The sequence below is a fragment of the Candidatus Sericytochromatia bacterium genome (assembly GCA_035285325.1).
In the GTDB taxonomy this organism is placed as follows: Bacteria; Cyanobacteriota; Sericytochromatia; order S15B-MN24; family JAQBPE01; genus JAYKJB01.
Map to the genome: position 1 here is coordinate 1 of JAYKJB010000001.1, position 21365 is coordinate 21365.

Here is a 21365-nt window from a genome sequence, read left to right on the forward strand (position 1 = left end):
TGTATTTCGAGGCCCGCCAAAATGACGTTGAGATCGCGGAGTTGGATGCGGCCTGGGACGATTGGGAGCGCGACCCGGATGTGAAGGCCAAGCCTCCGCGACGGGCGGCGCCCGCAACGGTGAATGACCCGGCATTCCGCACTTCCGGCGCCAGTTGTACGTGGTCTGGTCCGTCACCCCGAGCTCGCGGCACACGTCGCCCACCTTGCGGCCGGCGTCGAACTTCTTGATGGCGCGGATGATCTGCTCCTCGCTGAATCGGCTGGACTTCATGCTGGTCCTCCTCGGGTTCTATGCCCGGGAGAGATCCAATTTTCATCTGACCCGGATTTAGGGGGTCAGGTCACTCAATGCCGAGTCTGGTATGAGAAAAGTCTTTTCTAGTCTTACGGGTACGTTGGAAAGCTTCCTATTCGAGGGCGTCAGACCATAAAGCGGGAACAAATATAGGCGATACTCACAGTCTTCATCTTGGTTCAGCAGATTGGCCCAGGGCCTTTCTGAAAGGGCAGGGTATAAAAACGGTCTAGCGACGCAATCACGCAAGAGTGTTTTGTCGAGGGTGCCAGGGCTTAAATTTAAGGTCACACTGATTGGGAGTTCATCGCGAATTCTTACGAGAGACTTTACCAGCGGAGCTTGCTTGATGATGAAATTTGGATCTGAACGGTATTCATAGAAATTGAGAGGAGTCAGGAGGGCCCACGTCACGATGATCAGCGTGTAGCGACCGGCCCGTGCGATTATGGGTTCGAATCGTGATGGCAGGACTTTTTGACGCAAAATCTGGCCATCTGATAGGCACCAAGAGATCCAGAGTGGCAAGGCGACATAGAACGCTGGATTGTAAAAGAAATAAGCCGTACCCTCCTGTAACTTTACGAAGGTCACCATCAGCAGTCCCGCCCCCAATGAGCCCAACGTGTACAAGGTGGTGGGGGTTTTCCATAGATTCGCAGGTCCGGCGGCCATCACGTTGCGCAGCAGGACCCACCAAGAAAAACAGAAATGTAAACCGAAAAATATGCCCAGTGATGCGACGGTGAGACCCACGGACCGCCAGGTCAACTCCCTCACACCAGTCTGACTGCCAGGTAATTGAATGATTTGCTCGCCTAAATAGCCGTAATTTCTGATGTGGTGAAACCATTCAATGCTGATCGATGCGCCAAGCTTGGGGGCTGCGATTGCATAGGCTGTTTCGAAAGTAACGCCGCCCACGATCAAGGTTGCCAGAGCGAAACAAATCCAGGTCCGTTTCACCGTTGCTCCTGGAAGCAGCAACGCACGCAATCCCCACAGGCCTGAATAAATGACCCCTACCGGACTTTTGGCGTACGCCAGCATCCCTGATAGTACCAGTACGAAGCAGAGGGCTCGACGGTCAAGTCTCTCTTGAAAAAGAGGCTTCATTCCGATGAAAAAGAGACCCATCGAGAGGACGTAACTCTCTGAGATGAATGGGTTGTGATGCACCAAGGTCCACGGGTCTACGAGCCAAGGCAGCAAGGCCAGGGCGGTACAGGTTAGAAGCCAGGCGGATGGGATGTCGTCATGTTCGACCTTCGTGATGGCCGTGGTTGCATAGGTGGTGCAGAAAATCAGCAGGGGAGCGAATAGCACCCATTGCGCCACGCCGTAGACCAGCAGGATACTACCACCAGAAATCAGGCTGATGCTGGCCATCAGGGTATGCGAAAGGACGTGGTAAGGGGTGAAGATGAGCCCGTGTAATCCTGTAGACGTGATGCCATAGTTTTTGATCATGGCGGCGATGCTGGCGTGAAAGAGGGTGTCCCGATGAATGAGGCCCGCGTTCACGCGTTGCGTCACGTCGAAGGGGGAAAAACCACAGTCTAGAATGAGCGCGGCAGCGGTGGCTGCCATCAAGACGAGGCCGAGCCAATCCTCTCTGCGCAGTCGAAGCTTCGTCGCAATCAGATATGCACCGATGCCACAACCGCCGAACAGGATCGCTCCAAATAGTGGGCGCGGCCCATAAACCAGGCCCAACAAGCTTCCATAAGTAGCGAGCAAACCCCAGGGCACGCTACCCGTGATGAAAGAGAGGCTGTAGAAGTAAACCAGGATTCCTAGACACGCCATTGCGACCGGGAGTGTTTCCACGAAAACGCCAGCATCTCTCAGCAAGATGTGACCGCCTGAAAACACGAACACGGAGCTTCCGAGCAAGGCGGCAAAGATTCGGTTCAATTCGCGGGGGGAGGGGTCCAGCCATTCCTGCGTAACACTTGCGCGGCGCCACGTCGAGGGGGACGCCGAATTGACTTCAGATGGTGATGCTTGATTCATTTCTACGAAAGCCACGTCTTAGCGGGCTGCGTTTTGCCCTGACTGTTCTCGAAATTAGATCCCCGGCATCGAATTGACACGGGACACTGACCTCGCACCGGTTTTCGAAGGGAATTTTCGGGTGTGCCTGCATGATGCTTGAGGGAGGCAATGGAAATCCAAGCGCACATCATCTTCGTCATTGTAAGAGGTACCCACGCTGAGGAGAATGTCCAGCACGCTATGTAGCCTCTCTGTTTGAGGTGCTCGTCAATCCTGCCGAGACACAACGTTTGGTGCGTAGAGGCGGCTGACACATTTTGAACCCGATTGCTTTACGCACCGCACCCGGAAAGTTGGACACGGTTGGCTGAGGTAGAGTGCTTCAGAGCAATCCTTGCGGGCGGAACTGGTCTGAGCGAGTCAAAAGGCCATTGTGAGGGCGATGGGAAGTCACTGTGGTGTCAGATCTGGCTCAAGCGGAAACGTGTTTAAAGCTTGCACGCAGATTACCCGATAAGCTTTCTGGGCATCGGCGACATCCGAGTTATTTGCCTCCGCTGCATATTTGTAAAGAAAATTTTCTATTGAGGGAATCTCCATGCCCGCTCCGCGTTTGAAGCCAGCCAGCATCATATGCATCTTGGCGGCGTCGCTTTTGGCTTGTCAGGCCGAAAGGCAACCCATCGGTGTGACATTGACGCCTCTCGCATTAGGACCTGCTGCAACAGCAAGCAGCCAGGATGCGCAGGGGGGAGCGTCTCCTGCGGCGGCAACATCCAACGCCAAGGGCTCAGAGCCGTCGTCGGATAACCCCAACTCACCGAATCACGCGCAATCTCCAACCTCGCCCCAGAGAGTGGTCCATTTCCGTGAGGATTTCAGCGGTAGCGCGATCGACGGGACCAGTTGGAGCGTTCACGAGAAATCGGGCGTGGTGAGGCTGAAAGACGGTTGGCTGAACGTGATGCAAGTGGTGGGCGAGGCAGATTTTCCGCTGCTGGTTAGCAGTGAAAAGGTCATTCCTAAGTCCGGGCCCTGGTATTTTGAAAGCAAGGCGCAATGGCTGAGCGCAGTCAATGAGTCGATTGCCTCCTCCCTCAATTGGGACGTTCTTCCTCCCAGCGGCCCAGCTGACCCAGGCTTCGTTCCCCCGACAGTTGAAGTTAGAAACTACTGGTACAAGCCAACGGTGACCGTGAGAACTGGAAGCAAAGAGGTCACTGGCCAATTGGATGACACGTCGCAGGAACCATTCGTCATTCGCCTGGAATTTGACGGAAAAAGTGACTACCAGGTTCTGGTGAACTCCAAAATTGTCGTCTCTGAGCAGATGACGCGGCGTCCCCGCTACTTCTGGATAGGGCGCTACCCCAACGTCCCCGTTCCGGGCGCCCGCTTCCATAATTGGCGCGTGGATTACATCGAGACCGGCCCCCTGGAGCAACTGACACGTGCGCCCAGTCCATCCCCCTCCCCTTCGGAGGGCAGCAATTAGGGAACGCGCTTCTGTTTGAAACGTTTTAGAGCCAGTCGCAACTCCTCTAAGACTCCAGTTCGCTGCTTCAAGGGGGCAGATCGTGGTCCCCCAACTGAATGATGAGACACTCAAACCAGAATGACCGAAGATTTGAACTTCAGGCAACCTTCCTCCGTGTTCAGAGTGCTCGTATTTCCTGCTTGTAACGAACCGGGGCTCGAGATCATCCATTCTTTGATCAAAAGCAATAAAGTTGAGGTGGTTGGCGGGAGTAGCCAGGATCACCAGTACGATCCAGCTCGAGCCATACTCCGGGACTATCACGACATTTCCAGCCTCCAATCCCCCGGGTTCGCGGCTGATTTCCGGGCTTTTCTGACACGTCAGGCTATCGATCTAGTATTCCCGACGACAGACGCCCTAGTCGCCGAGTTCTCGAGCTGGACGTCGCCAACCACGCGTTTCGTGACGCCAGGAGAGCATTGCGCGCGCATCCTGCTTTCGAAATCAGAGACCTATCGTCATCTGGAAGGCGTCGTTCCGGTACCGGAGGTTTATCCTTCTGCGCCAGACGGGAGGCCAGCCTTTGCCAAACCGGACATCGGTTCTGGCTCTCGTGGCGGTCGGATCCTGCAGTCTGTGGATGATTATTACAACGCGCGTGGTGAAGGCTTATTGGTGACGGAGTACCTTCCCGGCGAGGAATGCACGGTGGATTGTGTCAGTGACCTAGCAGGGCGACTGTTGGTGGCAAATCCACGCGTCAGGGGGAAAGTGGGGAGGGGCATCGCACTCGGCGCGAAATCATTCGTTTCCGCTCAAATCCAGGAATGGCTGTCCGCGGCATCTTCCAAACTTCATCTCCGAGGCCCCTGGTTTGCTCAGTTCAAACGAGATCGCGAGGGGAATTACAAACTGTTGGAGATCAACGCGCGCGTGGCTGGTTCAATGGGACTTACCCGTTATTCAGGTGTCAACATTCCCCTGATGTGTGTGTTCATGTTTCTTGGTTACAACGTCCAGGTCCCTCAGTTGCAATCGGGAGTCCTGGTGAATCGCTCGTTGGCGAGTTGGGTCGAAATGCATCCCTACGATGCGGTCATCTGGGATCTTGATGACACATTGCTCCGTAAAGACGGAAAACCGGACCCAATCGCGGTAGCTCATCTCATTGACGGGCACAATCGAGGCATACGGCAGTTTTTGTTGAGCAAGAATCGGGACGTAGACGGCGTGCTGCGTAGATTTTGTATTCCTCGTCTGTTCAGTGATGTACGTCAGTCGGAAAATAAATTTGAAACCTTGCGTCAGATGATAGCCGACCATCACTTGGAACTGAGCAAATTGGTACTTGTCAACGACTCCTATTCGGAGTTATTCCAATTTCAGGCGGCCTTCCCTGAGATTCGCATCGTGACCCCTGCGGACATCGACTGTCTCGGCTGGGAAACCCTTGCCTGAATTGGTTGGTTCAACGCCTCTCGTGACAGGTCCTGTTGTCCTTGGACTGGATGCGGCCCATCCTGGGACCGTGAGGATTTCCTGAATCCGCTTCCGGAGTATGAATTGAAAGTTTTTCACTGTTTTCCCGCTTTTGAGGCGGCCGGTTCAAGTGAATGGACTGTTGAATGTTGAAAATAGATAAAGATTCGTCCTGGATATTCGCGGCTGCGATTTTATTTCCTGCAGTCATCTACTTTTTTTATACTCCCACCTGGGAAACAAATGATGACATCGCAATGATGAGCATTGCGCACGGATTTGGCCTTGTGGCGGAATCCAGCCCCAATATTCTTTTGTCGAACGTATTGATCGGGTATCTGGTTTGTATTATTCCGGAGATGTTTGGAATACTTGGGTACTCGATATTTTCCGTCTTTTCAATTTTTTTAGCTCTTTTTTTTAGTGTCTATTCGCTTCGGGTGATGCAAGTCCGCTGGGCATTCCTGGTGATCGGATTAATTTTTGTCTTTCTTCGACCTTTTCTGTTCATCCAGTTCACGGCCACTGCAGGCCTTCTGACTGCAGCAGCGGTCCTTTCCTGGATTGCTTGGGGTCGCACCGAAAAGAAAATACTGCTAATCGGCGGGTGGTGTCTCGCGTTCCTGGGCTTGCTTGTTCGTCCTCGGGAGTTTGTGCTGGTGTTGTTTGTTGCTGCGCCGATGTTGCCCTGGCGAATGCTGTTTACCGACATCGTGGCAAGACGATGCGGGCTTGTGTTTGTTACCTCGGCTGCATTCGCGTTCTGGCTTGATGCTCGGGCTTACAGTGCGGCACCTTGGCAGGACATCGTGAGCATGGGCGGAAACTTGGGGCAGATCTTGCTGTGGATCGCAGATGAACGCTTGATGCGTCAACCCGATGTCATGAGTCAGTTTCAATACAGTATCAATGATCTGAGGCTGTTGAAGTCGTGGTTTTTTGTGGACCGTTCACTGGTCGACCCGGTAAGACTGGGGGGCGCATTGAAGGATGTTGGACCCCTCTCGGACGGTGTGTATACCTTCGGCTATCTGGGCTACACAGGGGTCCGCGCCGTCCTGGACAGCCACGTCTTTCCATTGGTGATTCCCGTGGGAGTGTTTCTGTTCCTGAGGCCGAATCGGCGTTACGCCTTGGCTTGCCTCTTGTGTTTATTCGCTTTTTTTCTCTTGGGTGCCTGGGGGCGACCTGCGCCGGTGCGTGTCGCGTTTGCGCCGCTGGCTCTGTTGCTGCTTACCACATTGACCTTCCCGCGCCCTCGCTTCCACCCGGTCTACTATGCTGTGCTGTGTGCAACAGCCCTGGCGCACGGCGCTCACATCGCCCAGGCTTCGCGTGATTACCAGGCATTACTGAGCCAGATACGCGGGCAACTCTGTTCGTTCCCGAGAGAAGTCGTCACCATTTGGGCCGACAGTTTGCCGTCTGAGGCCATCTATCCGGTTTTCAAGGTGCCGCACGAGGTGCGACAGTTGAAGTTTTATACGCTGGGCGAGCAGGCCTACATGCCATTTTCGAACTCTTATCCACTGGAAAAATCAGGACGAGGTTTTCTTACGCGTTTGCGGTCTCCAGAAGGGGTCTTGCTGGTCGCGAGAAATGAGTACGTCGAACTCCTGAGAGGCTATTGCCAAGAACACTGGGGCCTTGAGTTACGAGAAATGGCAAGTCAGGAATGTGGGGTCTTCAAGATCAGGCGCATGCGGTGTGCGGTGTCCGATTGAAAAGAGTGATTTGAACCGCGTTCAGGAATCCAAACCGTCGAAGGTGGTGCTCTCAATCAGGTACAGGGGTCTCCGTTTAACCTCATCGAAAATCTTGCCCACGTAGAGACCCACGATTCCCAATGCGCCAATGATCAAGCCTGTGGAGAGATAAATCGACACAATCAAACTGGTCCAACCCATTACCGGGGTTGCCCACAGGAAATAACGGAGAATCATCCAGGCGGCGTATGAGAATGACACCAAAGACATCAAGAGCCCCAAGCGCACTGTAATGCGCAGCATTCTGTCAGAGTGTGTGAGGATGTTGTCGAGTGCAAAATTGAACGCTTTGGTGAAGTTGTAACTCGATTGACCGTATGGCCGAATGGCGTGCTGGACGTCAATTTCTAGTCGTCGATATCCGACCCAGCTAGCAAAAAGGCTGAATGCCCTATGTTGCTCTCTCATGCTGCGGATTCCTGAAATGGCTTTCTTGGAATATATTCCAAAATTCGCGATGCGATGTTCGGAATTCCTCTCAGTAAAATACGAAAACACCTGGTGGAAAGCCCGCGATAAAAATTTTTTGAGCCAAGTGTCCATACGCTCGACACGTCGTCCCACCACGATGTCGTATCCAAGCTGAGCTGCTGCATATAGTTTGGGAATCTCTTCCGGAACATCCTGTAGGTCGCAATCCATCACGACCACCCATTCGCCGCTTGCATGGTCCAGTCCGGCGGTAATGGCACGATGTTGGCCGAAGTTTCGGGACAAGTTTATTCCCTTCACACGAGGGTCCGCAGCCGCCAGGTCACGGATGGTGTTCCAAGACTCATCCGGACTCGCGTCATTAACCAGAATGATTTCGTAATTCGCCGATATGCACTCGAGCGATGTTTTCAGGCGCTGACATAGTTCAAGAAGCCCCTCATTACAACCGTAAACAGGCGAGACAACGGACACTTGAATGCAGCAATCAGATATCGACACGGTCATTCTCCTCTGCCCGGCCCCATTAACCAAGAATCCGACACGTGGGCATTTTTCCTGTCGGGGCCTGGGGCCAGTGAGGGTAGGTGGGGAGAAAGTGGAAATGTCATTTCTTGCAAGCGCATGTTAGATGGAAGTACGGGGGCCACCCCGATATCCGGGTGACCTGGCTCTACACCATAGAAATTGTAGAGATAATTTTTCAATTCACATCCATCCTCAGGGGAGATCAGGTTCAGCCACGGCCTCTCCGAAACGGCCGGTAGGATGAACGGGCGAGCTAAGCAGTGGCTTGATGCCAGCATTGAAATGCTTCCTGGGAGCGGTTTGAACGCGACATTCAGCGACGCTTGGTCCCGGATCTCCACTAGCCTGGCAATCAGGGAATTCTCGGCCCGTTTTCCTTTTTTCGATTCTCGCAGGGGAACTTCAAACCATTCGACCACTCCAACCACAAGGAATGGTACTGCAAGAACTCCAACAGTCAGACTTCTCAACAACATTCCACGTTGATTTTCGGGTTCCCGTAATTTCATCAACTGCGTGGCGAGACTGCCAATCCAAAAGGGCAATGCTGCCACGGTTGCGAGATGGAAAAACCAGAACGCATTCCCGTCTGGAAGTTTCAGGAACAACAAGGCCATCAAGCTCAGTGCCAAACTCCCCCAAAGGTAAATTTTCACCAAGGTGCCGCTGTCATCTCCCCGACTGGGCCAAGGTCTTGCGTATCCGAGGGCAAGCAATGGTGTCACGAAGAACTGCAGCAGGAAGATAAAAATCCCCAAGACCCCGTAGGCAAGGTTGCGCAGGCTTATCTGCCCATGCAGCAAGTTTTCCGGCACCATCTGGCCGATGTATTCACCAAAATGGCCATAGCGACGAACATGCGAGAAGAGTTCCAGGCTCATGTCACCACGGCTGCTGGCCCCAGACGCTGACGGGAAAACAGCCACCACTACTGCGAACAAGACGGCGAGCGCCAGCCCCCAGTCGCGTGAGGTGCTTGAACCCGCAACGCGAATTGTTCGCAGTAAACAGAGGGCCGCAAAAATTAGACCCACAGGGCCCTTGGCACTTGCCATCAGCACGGCGAGTGCCATCATCACCGCACCATCGCGGCCTGTGAGTTTCGGCAAAAGCAGATAGGGGGAGGCCAAGACGAACAAGGTCAAACCAAGAACATGACTCTCGGAGCCCATGAAAAACAATCCCGTGGTGATCGTGTCCGTGATGGTCAAGGGGGCCAATGGCTCGGGACTGCTCAGTTTTGCGCTCAATGGCGCTTGCCACCAACCCAATGCGAGTAAAGCTAAACAGTGGAGTGTCCAGACGAGAGGAATACTGTTGAGTTTAAAACCTCCCGCGCGAATCAAAAAATACGACCAAGACACCAGCAGTAAGGGAGCAAAAAGGATCCAGTGTGCCACGGCATATACCATCACCACCGGACCGCCCGAGAGCAAACTGATACTTGCCATCAGGGCGTGAGACAGCACATGGTAAGGGGTGTAAACCAATCCATGAAGACCGGTAGAGGTCACGCCATAATTTTTGATCATCGCGGCAATACTGGCGTGGAAGGGCAGGTCCATGTGAAAGGTGCCTTCGTGAAGTTGCCGAAATACATCAAACGAGCTGTTCGAACTTGCCAGCATCAACGTACTCCCCACAACCCCCATCATTCCGATCGCGCGCGCGTGACCGTTAAGATGGCGCCTCTGAGCGATGAGGGTCAGCCCGCCCCAGGCAGCGGCAAGTCCGAAGGCTACCGTAAACAGACCCCGAGGGCCGTATGTCACACAGGTAAGGAGCCCGAGCGTCCCCACCATTCCGGGGGCCAGCCCCCCCATCCGTTGGGACAGGCCGTACAGGCTCAGCACGATTGCAACGCAGATCCCATAGATGGGTAAGGTCTGCCAAAAAACCTGAAAGGGACCCGCCGCCAAGTTTCCAAGCAGGAAAGCCAGGCTGGTGGTGGTCAGGAGTCCTGCGACGAGGAGAGTCTGCGCGGCCGACTCATCCGAGGCCTCGCGGGTGTCTACCTGAGAAGACGCCAACAATCTTTCTCGCAGGCTTTGCAAAATGCACTCCTACCGGGATTGGCCGCAGACTTGACGCATGGGGCGCCTCTTTCGGGGAACGGGGGGCGCGCCTTCAAGCAATGGAGGCCTGGATGACTCGAATGACCCGCGGTTGGCTTGCCTCCATCCCCGCCCAGAGGGGAAGCCGCAGCAGGCGTGGTGAGATCGACTCGGTCACATGTAGGTCACCGTGGGTTCTGGCCAACCGTCGCCCAGCCTTCGAATCGTGCAAGGGAACATAGTGGAAGACAGCTTGAACCTGCTCGCTCGCGAGCGTCGTCAGTAGGTCGTCACGCTGTCTGGCGTCGCGGAGCAGAATCCAGAAGATGTGGGCATTGTGCCGACAAGTTTCGGGCGGCGAGGGCAATTGGACTCCCTGCGTAATCGAAAATGGATGAAGGGCGTCTTGATAGTGGTTCCAGAGGTTGATGCGAAATTGGGTCAAATGCTCAGCTTCTTCCAATTGGGCCCATAAAAAGGCAGCGTTCAGTTCGCTTGGCAGGTAGGACGACCCCACATCCACCCAGGTATACTTGTCCACCAGCCCTTTAAAAAACCGACTGCGGTCAGTGCCTTTCTCTCGGATGATCTCGGCGCGCTCCACGAAGCGAGGGTCATTGATCACCAGGGCGCCACCTTCACCCGCCTGGATATTCTTGGTTTCGTGAAAGCTAAAGGCTGCCAGGTGGCCCCAACTTCCCAGGGGCTTGTCCTGAAAAAAGGCGTGAAGCGCTTGTGCTGCATCCTCGATCAGAAGCAGTTGATGGCGGTCGGCAATGTCTCGAATCACGTCCATCTGGCAGGCGACGCCGGCATAGTGCACGACCACGATGGCGCGCGTACGTGGCGTGATGGCCGCCTCGATCAGATTTTCATCCAGGTTCAGGGTATCCGGGCGGATGTCCACGAACACCGGTACGGCGCCCCGCAGCACGAACGCGTTGGCCGTCGAGACGAAGGTGTACGAGGGCATGATGACCTCGTCACCTGGCTGCAGGTCCGCCAGAATCGCACACATTTCCAGGGCGGCTGTGCATGAGTGGGTCAGAAGGACGCGTGGGGCCGAGAGGAACGCTTCAAACCAGCCTTCCACTCGCTTGGTGAAAGGCCCGTTACCGGACAAGTGCCCATTGGCGATCGCCTCCTGGATGTATTCGATCTCTCGGCCGGTGGTGTAGGGGCGGTTGAACGGGATACGAGTCACGACCTTACCTCCCGAGGAAATAAATGCCACAACCAAGCAAAAGCAGGCCAAGCGCCTTCGAGGGGGTGAAGGTCTCCCCGAAGAAGCAGGCGCTCAGCACGATGACCCCGGCAAAGCTCAGGCTCATGTAAGGGTAGGCTACGCTGAGCGGGAAGCGGGCCACGGCCAGCATCCAGCAGAAGGAGGCCAGCACGGCTGCGAGCAGGCTGCTGATCACCCAGGGGTTCGACAACATAGCGAACAGATAGCCCATCTTGCCCGACGAGGCCCCCGACTGGTTGCTTTGGATCAGACTCTGCCACTTGATCACGAGCTGACCATAGACCGTCAACCCAATCGTCCCGGCAATGTAGAGGTATCCTGATTGCAAGGGCCAGGTCCATTTCACGATGCGGTGTCCTCTGAAGGGGGGAAGGGGACCATCAGGCCAGGTCGAGCGCACAGCGGACGGCGAGGTCGATCTCCGGGACTTCACTCGGCCTCGCTTCATAGGCCTCGAAATATTGCGCGGCGGCCTCGCGCTCGCCGATGGCCAGGTAGGCGTAACCGATATTGGCTTTGATGACGGCATTGGCCGGGGCCAGGCCCTCGGCCATCCGGAAGTGATCGATGGCATCATCATACAGCCCGAGCTGGTAGAAGACCGCTCCCAGTTCCAGATGCGCCTCGAGCCACTGGGGTGCCAGGCGGCAGGCCTCGGCCAGGTGAAGGCGCGCGGGGCCGAAGTCACGTCGGAGGGAAGCCAGCACCCCCAGGTGGTAGCGCACCTCGGCGTTGTTGGGGAAACGCTCCGCCAGTTCCGTCAGCAGGCGACTGGCTTCGCCATATTCGAGCAAGGCCACGTGGGCGCGGGCGGCCAGGATCATGGCGGCCGGGTGTTGCGGGTCGATCGCCAACGCATCCAGCGCCAGCGACAGGGTGCGCCGGTCATCCTGGCGCTGACGGGCCAGGTCGGCCAGCGCGATCAGGGCTGGGACGTGGCGAGGATCGCGGTTGGTGACCTGCTGCCAGCAGGCCTCCGCCTCGCCGTGGTCCCCCACCTGCTTGTGCAAGTTGCCCAGCTGATACAGCACGTTCAGGTCGTCCGGCGTGAGCTGGTGCAGACGCTCCAGGGCGCTGACGGCCTCGCCGAAGCGATGCTGCTGCTGGAGCAGCCAGGCGAGGTTGGCCAGCGCCATGGCGTGACCGGGTTCCAGCGTCAGGACCTGACGATACTCCGCCGCCGCCTGGTCGAGCTGACCGATCGAGGCGTAGACGACGCCGAGGTTGAAGCGCGCCTTCGCGTTGAACGGGTGCTCGGCGAGCAAGGTCTGGTAATGGGCGATCGACGCCTCGTTTTCGCCGAGTTGGTAGCGCACCAGCGCCAGGTTACTGCGCGCCAGTTCCAAGCCCGGGGTCAGCGCCAAGGCGGCCTCATAGGCTTCGGCGGCTTCGCGCAGCTGCCCGGCGCGTTGAAAGCGTACCCCTTGCTCGTGCAGGGCGATCGCATCGGTTTCCATGGCCTCATTATAGCCCTCCGTCCTGAATCGAGCACCGCGATCAGGCGGGCATTCCCTGCGTATAATGGCGGTTATGGAAGGGGCGGGCTGGCTGTTCTGGGGGTGTCGTGCCGCCATTCATCTGGCGGAGGCGTTGTCGCGTCGCCAGGCTTTGCGTCTGGCTGAATGGACCGCTGCGCTCGCCTGGTGGGTTTATCGCCTCACGCCCTGGCGTCGACTCGTACAGGGCCACCTCGAAACGGTCTGGGGACCCACGCGCGGGCGTGCGGCGTGTCGGGCGATCGCCCGTGCCCACATTGTGGAACTGGCGCGCAACGTGGCGGAGTTGCTTCGCCTGCGACGCTTCCCCGCTGAGCCCGAGGTCTGGCTGGCGGGCGTGGACGGCTGGGAGCATGTGGTACAGGCCCAGCAGGCCGGGCGGCCCGTCCTGATCGTGACGGCGCATTACGGTCATTGGGAATTGCTGGCGGCGGCGCTCGCGCACCGCGGCCTGCGCCTGAATGTGCTGGTGCAGCGCCCCAGTCAGCCAGCCTTCGACTGGCTCTTTCGGCACCTGAGAGACGCGGTGGGCGTGCGTACCTGGGAAAATTCGAGCCTGCTCTCGCTGCGTCCGCTGTTGCGTGCGCTTCGTCGAGGCGAGGCGCTCGGGTTGCTGGCGGACCAGCACGGCGAATCGCAAGGGGCGACGGTCGAGTTGCTGGGCCGTGCCGTTGCGGCACCGCTGGGGCCCGTGTTCCTGGCCCAGCACAGTGGTGCCGCGCTCTTGCCCGCCCGCATGGTGCGCGAAGCCGATTCGCGCCATCGTCTGCGGATCGAACCGCCGGTGTGTTTGCGGGAGGCGCCCCGCGACACCATGCAGGCCATCTACGATCGCTATGCCAGCTGGATCGTGGAACACCCCGACCACTGGCTATGGGTACACAATCGCTGGGCACGGGAGGTGGCGCCGCTCCCCAACCAACAGATGGCACGACCCGCGTCTGTTCTCGCGAGCGCCTCTGAATGAGACCGCCTCGCTCGTCGTTGCAGCTTCTCCTGATGAGCTTCTGGCTGATGCCCTTCGGCGTCATCGCGAGCGCGGGCTGTCTGTTGCTGGCCCTCTGGCGGGAGGCGGCCGCCCGTCGACACCAAGCGCCCCCGGTCGCGAGGTCGCGGTCCTGGCACGAGTGCTGCCGCAGGCTCCCCCCGGCTGAGCGCCTCTGGCTGCTCACGCTGGCAGGGGCCTCGCTGGCGACCCTGGCTTCGCCCCATCCGCTCCAGAGTCTACCGCACTGGGCGCTCGCCGTCGGATGCGCCATCACCTTCGCCCTGGCACGGGGGATTCTGCAACGGCCGGCCCACCTCCAACTCCTGCTGCGGGCCCTGTTTCAGGTCGCCATTGGGATGTCACTGTTCGGTCTGACGGTCTATGCCTTCGACCTGCACGCGCGTTGGCAGGTTGCGCCTGGGGTTGAATGGGCCATCGGGACGCCGGACCGGCGGGTGAATGCGGTCATGTACCACCCGAACCAGCTGGCGGGACTGCTGGTCTTGGCGCTCGGAGCGGGCCTGGGCTTGTTTCACGGTGCTCCCCCCGGCCGTTCCAGGGTGATCGTCCTGGCCGGTTTGCTCTGTCTGGCCCTCACGCTGCTTCTGACGGCTTCCCGAGCGGGATGGCTGGGGGCCGCCGTGACCCTGGCGGCTTTTGGTTTCTCGGTCGACCGTCGCTGGTGGCTGGCCGGCGGCCTGGCCGCTGCCACCGCCGCGGCCTGCTTTCCCCAGCTCATCTGGGCGCGCTTGTCGGCGCTCGCCTGGAATGACCCCGCCTTCGACCATTTTCGCCTGATGGGCTGGGAGGCTGCGCTGAAGATGATTCAGGCTCGCCCCTGGACGGGCTGGGGCCCCGGCACGTGGGGTGAGGTCTACCCCACCTTTCGGCTGCCGGCGGAGACGGTTCATCTGCCCCACGCCCACAATGCCTTCCTGCACGTGTCGGCGGAGTTCGGTGTGCCCACCCTGGTTTTCCTGTCTGCCCTGGTCCTCCTGACCCTTCGCCAGGCCCTGCTCGAGACGCGGGACACGCCGCTGCAGGGGATCGTGGTAGCCCTGACGTGCACCACGTTGGGCTATGCGGTCACCAACTGCTTCGACGCGGCCCTGCTGGAAGGACGCAATGCCATCGCGTTCTTTCTCTTGTTGGGGGGCGCGGCGGCGGCCCGCCGCATGCCGCTCTTGTCCGGGGGCCGGGAGGGGGCGCTTGCCGCGGGCGAGGGGCCTTCCGAGGGGGCCTTCGCGTGAGTTCGCCGACCCTATCCGTCGTGATCGCAACCTACAACCGTGCCCCGATCCTGGAGAAGTGCCTGCGGGCCCTGCTGGCGCAAACGCTGTCGCCGGAACAGGTTGAGATCGTGGTGATCGACGATGGCTCGCAGGATGACACCCGCGACCGCATGGCGGCCTTGCAGGCGCAAGCCCCCCAGCTCCGCTATCACTGGCAGCCCAATGCGGGGCGCAGTCACGCGCGCAACGTCGGCATTGCGATGGCCCGAGGGGAACTGGTGGTGTTCATCGACAGTGATGTCGTGGTGGTTCCGGACTTTCTGGCGGTCCATCGCCAGTTACACGAGCGGTATGCGCCGCGACGGATCTTCGTCCAGGGGCTTTCGGTCAACACGGATGACTTCCATGAGCCCTTGGCCACTCCGGTCCGCTGGCATGACGTCTCAGCCGCTTTCTTCGCCACCAACAACGTCTCGATTCCGCGGCGCCTGCTGGAGGAAGTTGGTGGTTTCGACGAAGGCTTCGTCGCGTATGGGTACGAAGATCTCGAACTGGGGGTCCGGCTCAAGCGGGCCGGGGTGGGAATCGTGAGAAGTCGGAAAGCCCGTGGATTTCACTGGCATCCCCGTTTCACGCTGGCCGACCTCCCCGGGATGCGGGCCATCGAGGTGCAGCGAGGCCGTATGGGGGCTTATTTCTTTCGTCAGCATCCCACCTGGGCCGTGCGGATGATCGTCCAGCACACGCCCCTGCACCGCCTGCTCGATTGGCTGGTGCGTGGGGGGGGGCGCCTGGATGAAACTCGTGCCGAGCCTTGGTTGCGCTGGCTGCTGGCGAGGGGCCACGCCTTCTGGGCGCAGCAACTGGCGATCGTCTTGCTGAACCGCCACTACCTCGCGACCCTGGCCGCCGAGCTGGCCTTGCCGCCGGCCGAGCGACCCCAGGGGGGCTGATGAACGCGCTGAAGGTGTCGATTGCCGCTGCTCTGATGCTGAGTGCGCCGCCGGTCCTGGCCGCGGAGCTGCGGGGATGGGGTGCCTCGGGAGTCCGACAGACTGTGTCTCAGATTTTGGTGGCCAGCCTGTCGGGACAGCCGCCTCTGGGGGCGGACCCGGAACGGCTGCCGCAGGCCTTGCGCGCACCCGCTGGCGTGTTCATCACCGTCAGCCGGGCAGGGGTCGTGCGCGGGTGCTGGGGACGACTGGCGCCCACCCGAGCGAGCGTCGCCGAGGAACTGGTGTCGGTGGCTGCCCGCTTGCGCACGGCCGACTGGCGCAATCGACCCATCGATGATTCCGAATGGCCCCAACTGGTGGCGCATGTGTCGGTGGTGGGAGCGCTCGTGCCGATCGCGCGCGCCGCGGCCCTCGATCCTCGACGTCACGGATTGTGGCTCACGGCCGGCGGGCGCGGCGGGGTGGTCCTGCCGGGGGAAGCGGCCTCCTCGGCCTGGCAGGAATTGCTCTGCCGTCGCAAGGCTGGTCTGTCCTCCCGCCATCCGGCGCGCCTCTATCGATTCGAGACGGAGCTGTTGGGGCCGATTTCGCTGGCGGCGGTGAGGAGAGTGCCATGAGGGAACCTCGCACGTCGCAGAACTGGCAGGCCTTTTGCTGGACGGCCCTGACCTGGCTTTTGCTGTGCGGCCTCGGGCTCGCGGCGATCGCCCTGGAGCGTCCCACCGGCTCGCTGCGCGGCGTGGTGCTGGATGAACGCGGCCAGCCGCTGGCGCGGGCCCGCGTGGTGGCTGTTGGCGCCGTCACGCGCACCCGTCGGAGCGATGCGCACGGTCGCTACGAGTTCCTGCACCTGCCGACGGGGGAATTCTACGTCTCGGCCAAGGCGGCGGGTCACGAGCCCCAGTATCAGGAACAGACGATGCTGGTGCAGGAGGGAAAAACCCTCGACCACGTCGATTTCAAGCTCTCTCGCACCGAACCGTCCCTCTCCGTCTCGAACGTGCAGCGCGTGTTTTTGCCGGGCAAACCCGTGCGCGTGATGGCCCGCGGCAATCAGTTCAGGCGGCTTGAGGTGGAATTGCTGCGCCTCGACCTGGCGCGTCTGGCCGCCACGCGCCCGGGGCTATCCTCCCTGCGCAGCGCCTTGGACGTCGATCGCCTGAAGCGTCTCGGGGTGTTGCAAACTCAGCGGACCTGGAGCTTGCCGGTCGCCCGGGAGCATTTCGAGGATGAGGACTGGTTTCACCAGCCTGTTCAGCTGCCGGTCGAGCAACCCGGGGCCTATGTGGTGCTGGTGGGCGGCGTGCCCGTGCCGGATCCCGAGGGCAAGCCGCGAGCGGCCATTCAGGACTCCTGGTGGTTCACTGTCAGCCGGACGGCGCTGGTCACCAAGCGCAGCGCTGACGCCTTGCTGGCCTGGTGTGTCGACCTGGAGAGCAAACAGCCGCTGGCGGGGGCCGGGGTGCAACTGTTCACTGCCCAGGGGCGGGCAAATGCCGGCGTGACCAACGGCCAGGGCCTGGTGTCGCTGCGGATTCCCGCGGGGGCAGAGCGCGTCACCTTGCTGGCCGACCACGCCGGGGCGCCGGCGCTGGTCGAAGCCGGATTCTGGGGCGACCAGCGGACGCTCGAAGCCTTCGCGTTTACCGACCGGCCCGTCTATCGGCGGGGGCAGACCGTCTTTCTGAAGGGCGTGCTGCGCAAACGCATCGCTCAGGGGTTCGAACCGCTGCGGGGCGGCACGGTGGAGGTGAACTGGCAGGATGCGCGCGGGGAGGACCTTGGTCAGACGCGCGCCGTGCTGTCCGACGCCTCTGGCTTCGACACGGCCTTCAGCCTGCCGGAGGAGGCGGCCCTGGGCGAGTACCGGGCCCGCGTTCGGGTGGGCGAGTCCGAGGAGTGGGTCTCCTTCGTGGTGGCGGATTATCGCAAACCGGAGTTCAAACTGGAGATCTTGCCGCGTCAGGTCCGCTGGATCGGGGGGCAGACCGCCGAGGTGGATCTTCGCACGACCTACTACTTCGGGGCACCGGTCGCGGGAGCCAGGCTCCAGACGACCGTTTATTCCGCGCCGGCCTATCCCAGCTACGACGAGGAGACCGGATTTTTTGCCCGCTTCCTGCAGGATGAGGCGGACCCGGTCTGGGGGCTCGGGGATGTGGTTCTGCAGCAAGACTTGCAGGCCGATGCCGGCGGCCAGGCGGCACTCTCGATTCCTCTGCCCCAAGCGGGAGAGGGGGCTGCGGGCGATCGCCTCTTCACCGTCGTCACCGAAGCCCTGGACGGCAGCGGACGCCCGGTCAAGTCGCAGGCCAGTTTCCGGGTGGTGCAATCGGACGTGCGGCTGCGGGTGCATGCGGAGCAGGGCCTCTATGTTGGTGGGCAAAAGGTGCGCATCCGGGTGGAAACGACCTCGCATGAGGGCCGTCCGCTCACGCGCCCGGTCACGACGCGCTTGTATCGCCTGGAGAGCGAGGAGCGGGTGAGTCCTCAGGGGGACTCCTACTTCGAAACCCGCCGCGTCTCCGTCCAGCAGGGACAGGTCACGACCGATGCGCGCGGGCTGGCCTGGCTGGAACTGGCTTCACCCGGCATGGGCAGCTATGAACTGGAGGCTGAGGTGAGCGACGCGCAAGGACGCCACAGTCATGATGTGGCCGGGGTGTGGGTCGCCGCCGCTGCTGAAACGCCCAGCAGCTATCGCTATGGCGGTTTGCAGATTCGTCTGGACAAGGCGGTCTACCGGCCTGGCGACACGGCCCGGGGCATGGTGATCTGTCCCGAGCCCGGCGCCACCGTTCTGCTGACCCTGGAAGGTCGGACGGTGATGGCGCCCCGGTTGATCAAGTTGAATGGCACGATCGGCTTGTTCGAGCTGCCCGTGGAGAGCGCTCATAAACCCAACGTCCACCTGGCGGCGACGGTGGTCAACGGGCTGGAGTTCTTGACCGCGGAACGCTCGTTGAACGTGCTGCCTGAGGACAAGTTCCTGGCGGTGACGGTCTCCGCGGACCCCGCCAAGGCCCGACCCGGTGACACCGTGACCTACACGGTCGAGACCCGTGACTGGAAAGGCCGTCCGGTGGAGGCGGAGGTGGCGCTCGGCGTGGTGGACGAGGCCATCTATGCGATCGAGCCCGACCGGACCCCCGATATTCGCAGTTTCTTTCACGGTCCACGCTGGAACCAGGTGGAGACGGCCTATTCGTTTGCCGAGGATTACAGCGGCGGCCTGGATAAGTTCGCCCCTGATCCGCGCGTGAGGGCGCAGTTCAAGGACACGGCCGCCTGGTATCCCAGCCTGCGCACCGGGCGGTCGGGCCGGGCGGCGGTACGGGTGCGCTTGCCGGATAACCTGACGACCTGGGTCGCCACCGCCCGTGCGGCGACGCTCGACACGCGCGTGGGCACGGCGCGCCATCGCTTGCTGGCCACCCAGGACCTGCTGGTGCGCCTGGAGGGGCCGCGCTTCGCCGTCGTGGGAGACGAGGTGGTGCTGGCGGCGATCGCCCACAACCAGACCGGCCGCGAGCAGCGGATTGCGCTCCGGATCGAGGTGGACGGCGTGGCGCCACCCTCGCCGGGGGAGGAAACCCTCGCCCTGCCTCCGGGGGGCACGGGGCGTGTGACGCGGCGCATCGAGGTGCCGGCCGTCTCGGCCCTTACCTGTCGTGCGCTGGCGAGGCCGCTCGTGGGCACCGTTCAGGGGGATGCCATGGCCCAGGACATCCCGGTGCGCCCGGATGGCATCGAGGATTTCCTGCCCGTGGCGCTCGAGGCGACCACGGCCACGCCCGCGACGGTGGCGCTCAGCCTGCCCTCCGATGCGTTGCCCGGGGCTCAGCTGGAGGCGCAGCTGCAAGCCTCCCCGCTCTCAGCCCTGCGCACGGGGAGCGAATACCTGTGGCGCTACCCCTATGCTTGCAGTGAACAGACCAGCGCCCGCCTGGTCCCTGACCTGGTCGTCGGGCCGGCACTGGCGAAAACGGGCCTGCCGCCTGCAACTTGGCGTTCCTGGCAACCGGAAGGCGACGCGCAAACGACCAAAATGCTGGCGGCCTTGCTGAGCCTTCAGCAGCCCGATGGGGGGTGGGGGTGGTGGCGCCAGGACATCAGCCGCCCGGAGCTGACTTCGCACGTCATGCTGATCCTGGCCGAGGCTCGGCGAATGGGGCTCCCGCTCCCCCCCGCTCAGATTCGACGCGCGCTGGAACGGATGCGGGCCGACCTGGCCCAAACGGGACGTGATGCCACCGAGCGCGATCGCGTTCACCACGGGGAGGGGCCCGAACTGCGTGCCCAGATCGTTTTGGCCCTGACGCGCTGGGGAGAGCCGCAACCAGAGGCCCAACGCCGCTTGCGCACGGAGCTGACCCAGTTGGGGCCACGCGCGCAGGCGCAGCTGGTGTTGTCTCTGCTGGATACAGGCGGGCCAGCGGCTGCCCGGGAGGTGCTGACGGAGTTGACCCGGACGGTGGACGAGACCACCACCTACGCCCACTGGAATCCCCGGGAGGAGGCGTCCGCGTGGCGTGCCTCTGCCCCTGAGGCTACCGCCTGGGGGTTGCGCGCCGTGCTGGCCGCTGACCCTGATGCGCCACTGGTAGGCAAGCTGGCGCGCTGGCTGCTCTCGCGCAATGCCGAGGGACACTGGGGAGATACCCGGGCCTCGACGGCCGCGTTGTGGGCGCTGGCCGAATACTGGCCGATCGCCCGGGCGGATGCGGGCGACGGTGGGGTGGGCACCCTCGCGTTGGACGGCCACGCCGTTCACACCTGGGAGGTCACGGATCCCCAGCGCCCCGTGGAGACGCCCCGCATTCGCCAGCCTCTGACGCCCGGGGAACATACGCTGGAATGGGTCGTCGCGGGGCCGCGGCCACTGACGTGGGCCGTCAGTGGCGGCATTCGCCTTCAGAGACCCGCTCAGGCCTGGCGGGCCGCCTCGCGGCGTGGCCTGTCGGTGGAGCGTCGCTATCTGCGTCTCCCGGCGGATGTCGCGGCGCGGGTGCAGGGGAAGGGCTGGGCTGCTTGCTATGATGACGCCCTGGCCGATCGCCTGCCGCTCTGGCGGGGCGATGTCCGTGCGGGAGAGCGTATTCTGGTGCGACTCACGCTGCGGGCGGAAAAGCCCGTCCGCTGGATGTGCTTGCGCGACCCGATTCCAGCCGGCTGTGAAATTCTCGAGGACCTGCCCACCGACTGGCGCTACTGGTGGACCCATCAGGAGGCGCGCGATGACGCGGCGGTATTTTTCTTCTCCGAACTGCCGGCGGGGGAGCGTTCCGTGTATTATGTCACACGTCCCACCACCCCCGGTCGTTTCCGCGCGCTTCCCGCCGCCTTGTGGGCCATGTATGACCAGGAGCTTCGGGCCTGGAGTGATGCCCAGACGGCCTCGATTGTGGAGTGA

15 protein-coding genes are annotated in these 21365 nt (G+C 60.9%); 8 read left to right on the plus strand and 7 right to left on the minus strand.

The window, feature by feature from the left end:
* The coding region (locus tag VKP62_00005) for a transposase (GenBank protein ID MEB3195562.1) at positions 1 to 273 on the minus strand (273 nt) is incomplete at its 3' end.
* 57 nt (positions 274 to 330) lie between these two features.
* Entirely contained in the window at positions 331 to 2328 is a 1998-nt protein-coding gene (locus VKP62_00010) for a hypothetical protein (GenBank protein MEB3195563.1), read from the minus strand.
* 565 nt (positions 2329 to 2893) lie between these two features.
* On the opposite strand from VKP62_00010, the gene VKP62_00015 reads away from it, so the two are divergent.
* The 3 genes from VKP62_00015 to VKP62_00025 all read left to right on the plus strand — a co-directional run bounded on the left by VKP62_00015 (position 2894) and on the right by VKP62_00025 (position 6978).
* Positions 2894 to 3790, plus strand: coding sequence for a hypothetical protein (locus VKP62_00015; protein MEB3195564.1), 897 nt, complete (start codon positions 2894 to 2896; stop codon positions 3788 to 3790).
* A 120-nt stretch (positions 3791 to 3910) separates the two neighbouring features.
* A complete protein-coding gene (locus VKP62_00020) occupies positions 3911 to 5233 on the plus strand; it encodes an ATP-grasp domain-containing protein (protein ID MEB3195565.1) in 1323 nt (440 codons plus the stop codon).
* A gap of 167 nt (positions 5234 to 5400) precedes the next feature.
* Complete coding sequence (locus VKP62_00025) at positions 5401 to 6978, plus strand: hypothetical protein (GenBank protein ID MEB3195566.1); 1578 nt, start codon at positions 5401 to 5403, stop codon at positions 6976 to 6978.
* A gap of 21 nt (positions 6979 to 6999) precedes the next feature.
* Here the strand turns inward: VKP62_00025 and VKP62_00030 are convergent, their stop codons facing one another.
* The 5 genes from VKP62_00030 to VKP62_00050 all read right to left on the minus strand — a co-directional run bounded on the left by VKP62_00030 (position 7000) and on the right by VKP62_00050 (position 12737).
* The gene (locus tag VKP62_00030; protein ID MEB3195567.1) at positions 7000 to 7953 is read right to left on the minus strand and encodes a glycosyltransferase family 2 protein; all 954 of its coding nucleotides are present in this window, start codon (positions 7951 to 7953) and stop codon (positions 7000 to 7002) included.
* 2 nt (positions 7954 to 7955) lie between these two features.
* A complete protein-coding gene (locus tag VKP62_00035; protein MEB3195568.1) occupies positions 7956 to 10034 on the minus strand; it encodes a hypothetical protein in 2079 nt (692 codons plus the stop codon).
* 73 nt (positions 10035 to 10107) lie between these two features.
* Positions 10108 to 11238, minus strand: coding sequence for a dTDP-4-amino-4,6-dideoxygalactose transaminase (gene rffA / locus VKP62_00040; protein MEB3195569.1), 1131 nt, complete (start codon positions 11236 to 11238; stop codon positions 10108 to 10110).
* A gap of 4 nt (positions 11239 to 11242) precedes the next feature.
* Entirely contained in the window at positions 11243 to 11626 is a 384-nt protein-coding gene (locus VKP62_00045; GenBank protein ID MEB3195570.1) for an EamA family transporter, read from the minus strand.
* 34 nt (positions 11627 to 11660) lie between these two features.
* The gene (locus VKP62_00050) at positions 11661 to 12737 is read right to left on the minus strand and encodes a tetratricopeptide repeat protein (protein ID MEB3195571.1); all 1077 of its coding nucleotides are present in this window, start codon (positions 12735 to 12737) and stop codon (positions 11661 to 11663) included.
* A 73-nt stretch (positions 12738 to 12810) separates the two neighbouring features.
* Between VKP62_00050 and VKP62_00055 the strand changes: the two genes are divergently transcribed.
* Genes VKP62_00055 through VKP62_00075 form a run of 5 tightly spaced genes read left to right on the plus strand, consistent with a single transcriptional unit; the run spans position 12811 to position 21365 of the window.
* On the plus strand, positions 12811 to 13743 hold the full coding sequence (locus VKP62_00055) for a lysophospholipid acyltransferase family protein (protein MEB3195572.1): 933 nt from the start codon (positions 12811 to 12813) through the stop codon (positions 13741 to 13743).
* A 32-nt stretch (positions 13744 to 13775) separates the two neighbouring features.
* Positions 13776 to 15014, plus strand: a complete 1239-nt coding sequence (locus tag VKP62_00060) for an O-antigen ligase family protein (protein MEB3195573.1) — start codon at positions 13776 to 13778, stop codon at positions 15012 to 15014.
* Complete coding sequence (locus tag VKP62_00065; GenBank protein MEB3195574.1) at positions 15011 to 15949, plus strand: glycosyltransferase; 939 nt, start codon at positions 15011 to 15013, stop codon at positions 15947 to 15949. The genes VKP62_00060 and VKP62_00065 overlap by 4 nt, the downstream gene beginning before the upstream one ends.
* Entirely contained in the window at positions 15949 to 16569 is a 621-nt protein-coding gene (locus VKP62_00070) for an AMMECR1 domain-containing protein (protein ID MEB3195575.1), read from the plus strand. Before VKP62_00065 ends, VKP62_00070 begins: the two co-directional genes overlap by 1 nt.
* Entirely contained in the window at positions 16566 to 21365 is a 4800-nt protein-coding gene (locus VKP62_00075; protein MEB3195576.1) for an MG2 domain-containing protein, read from the plus strand. Before VKP62_00070 ends, VKP62_00075 begins: the two co-directional genes overlap by 4 nt.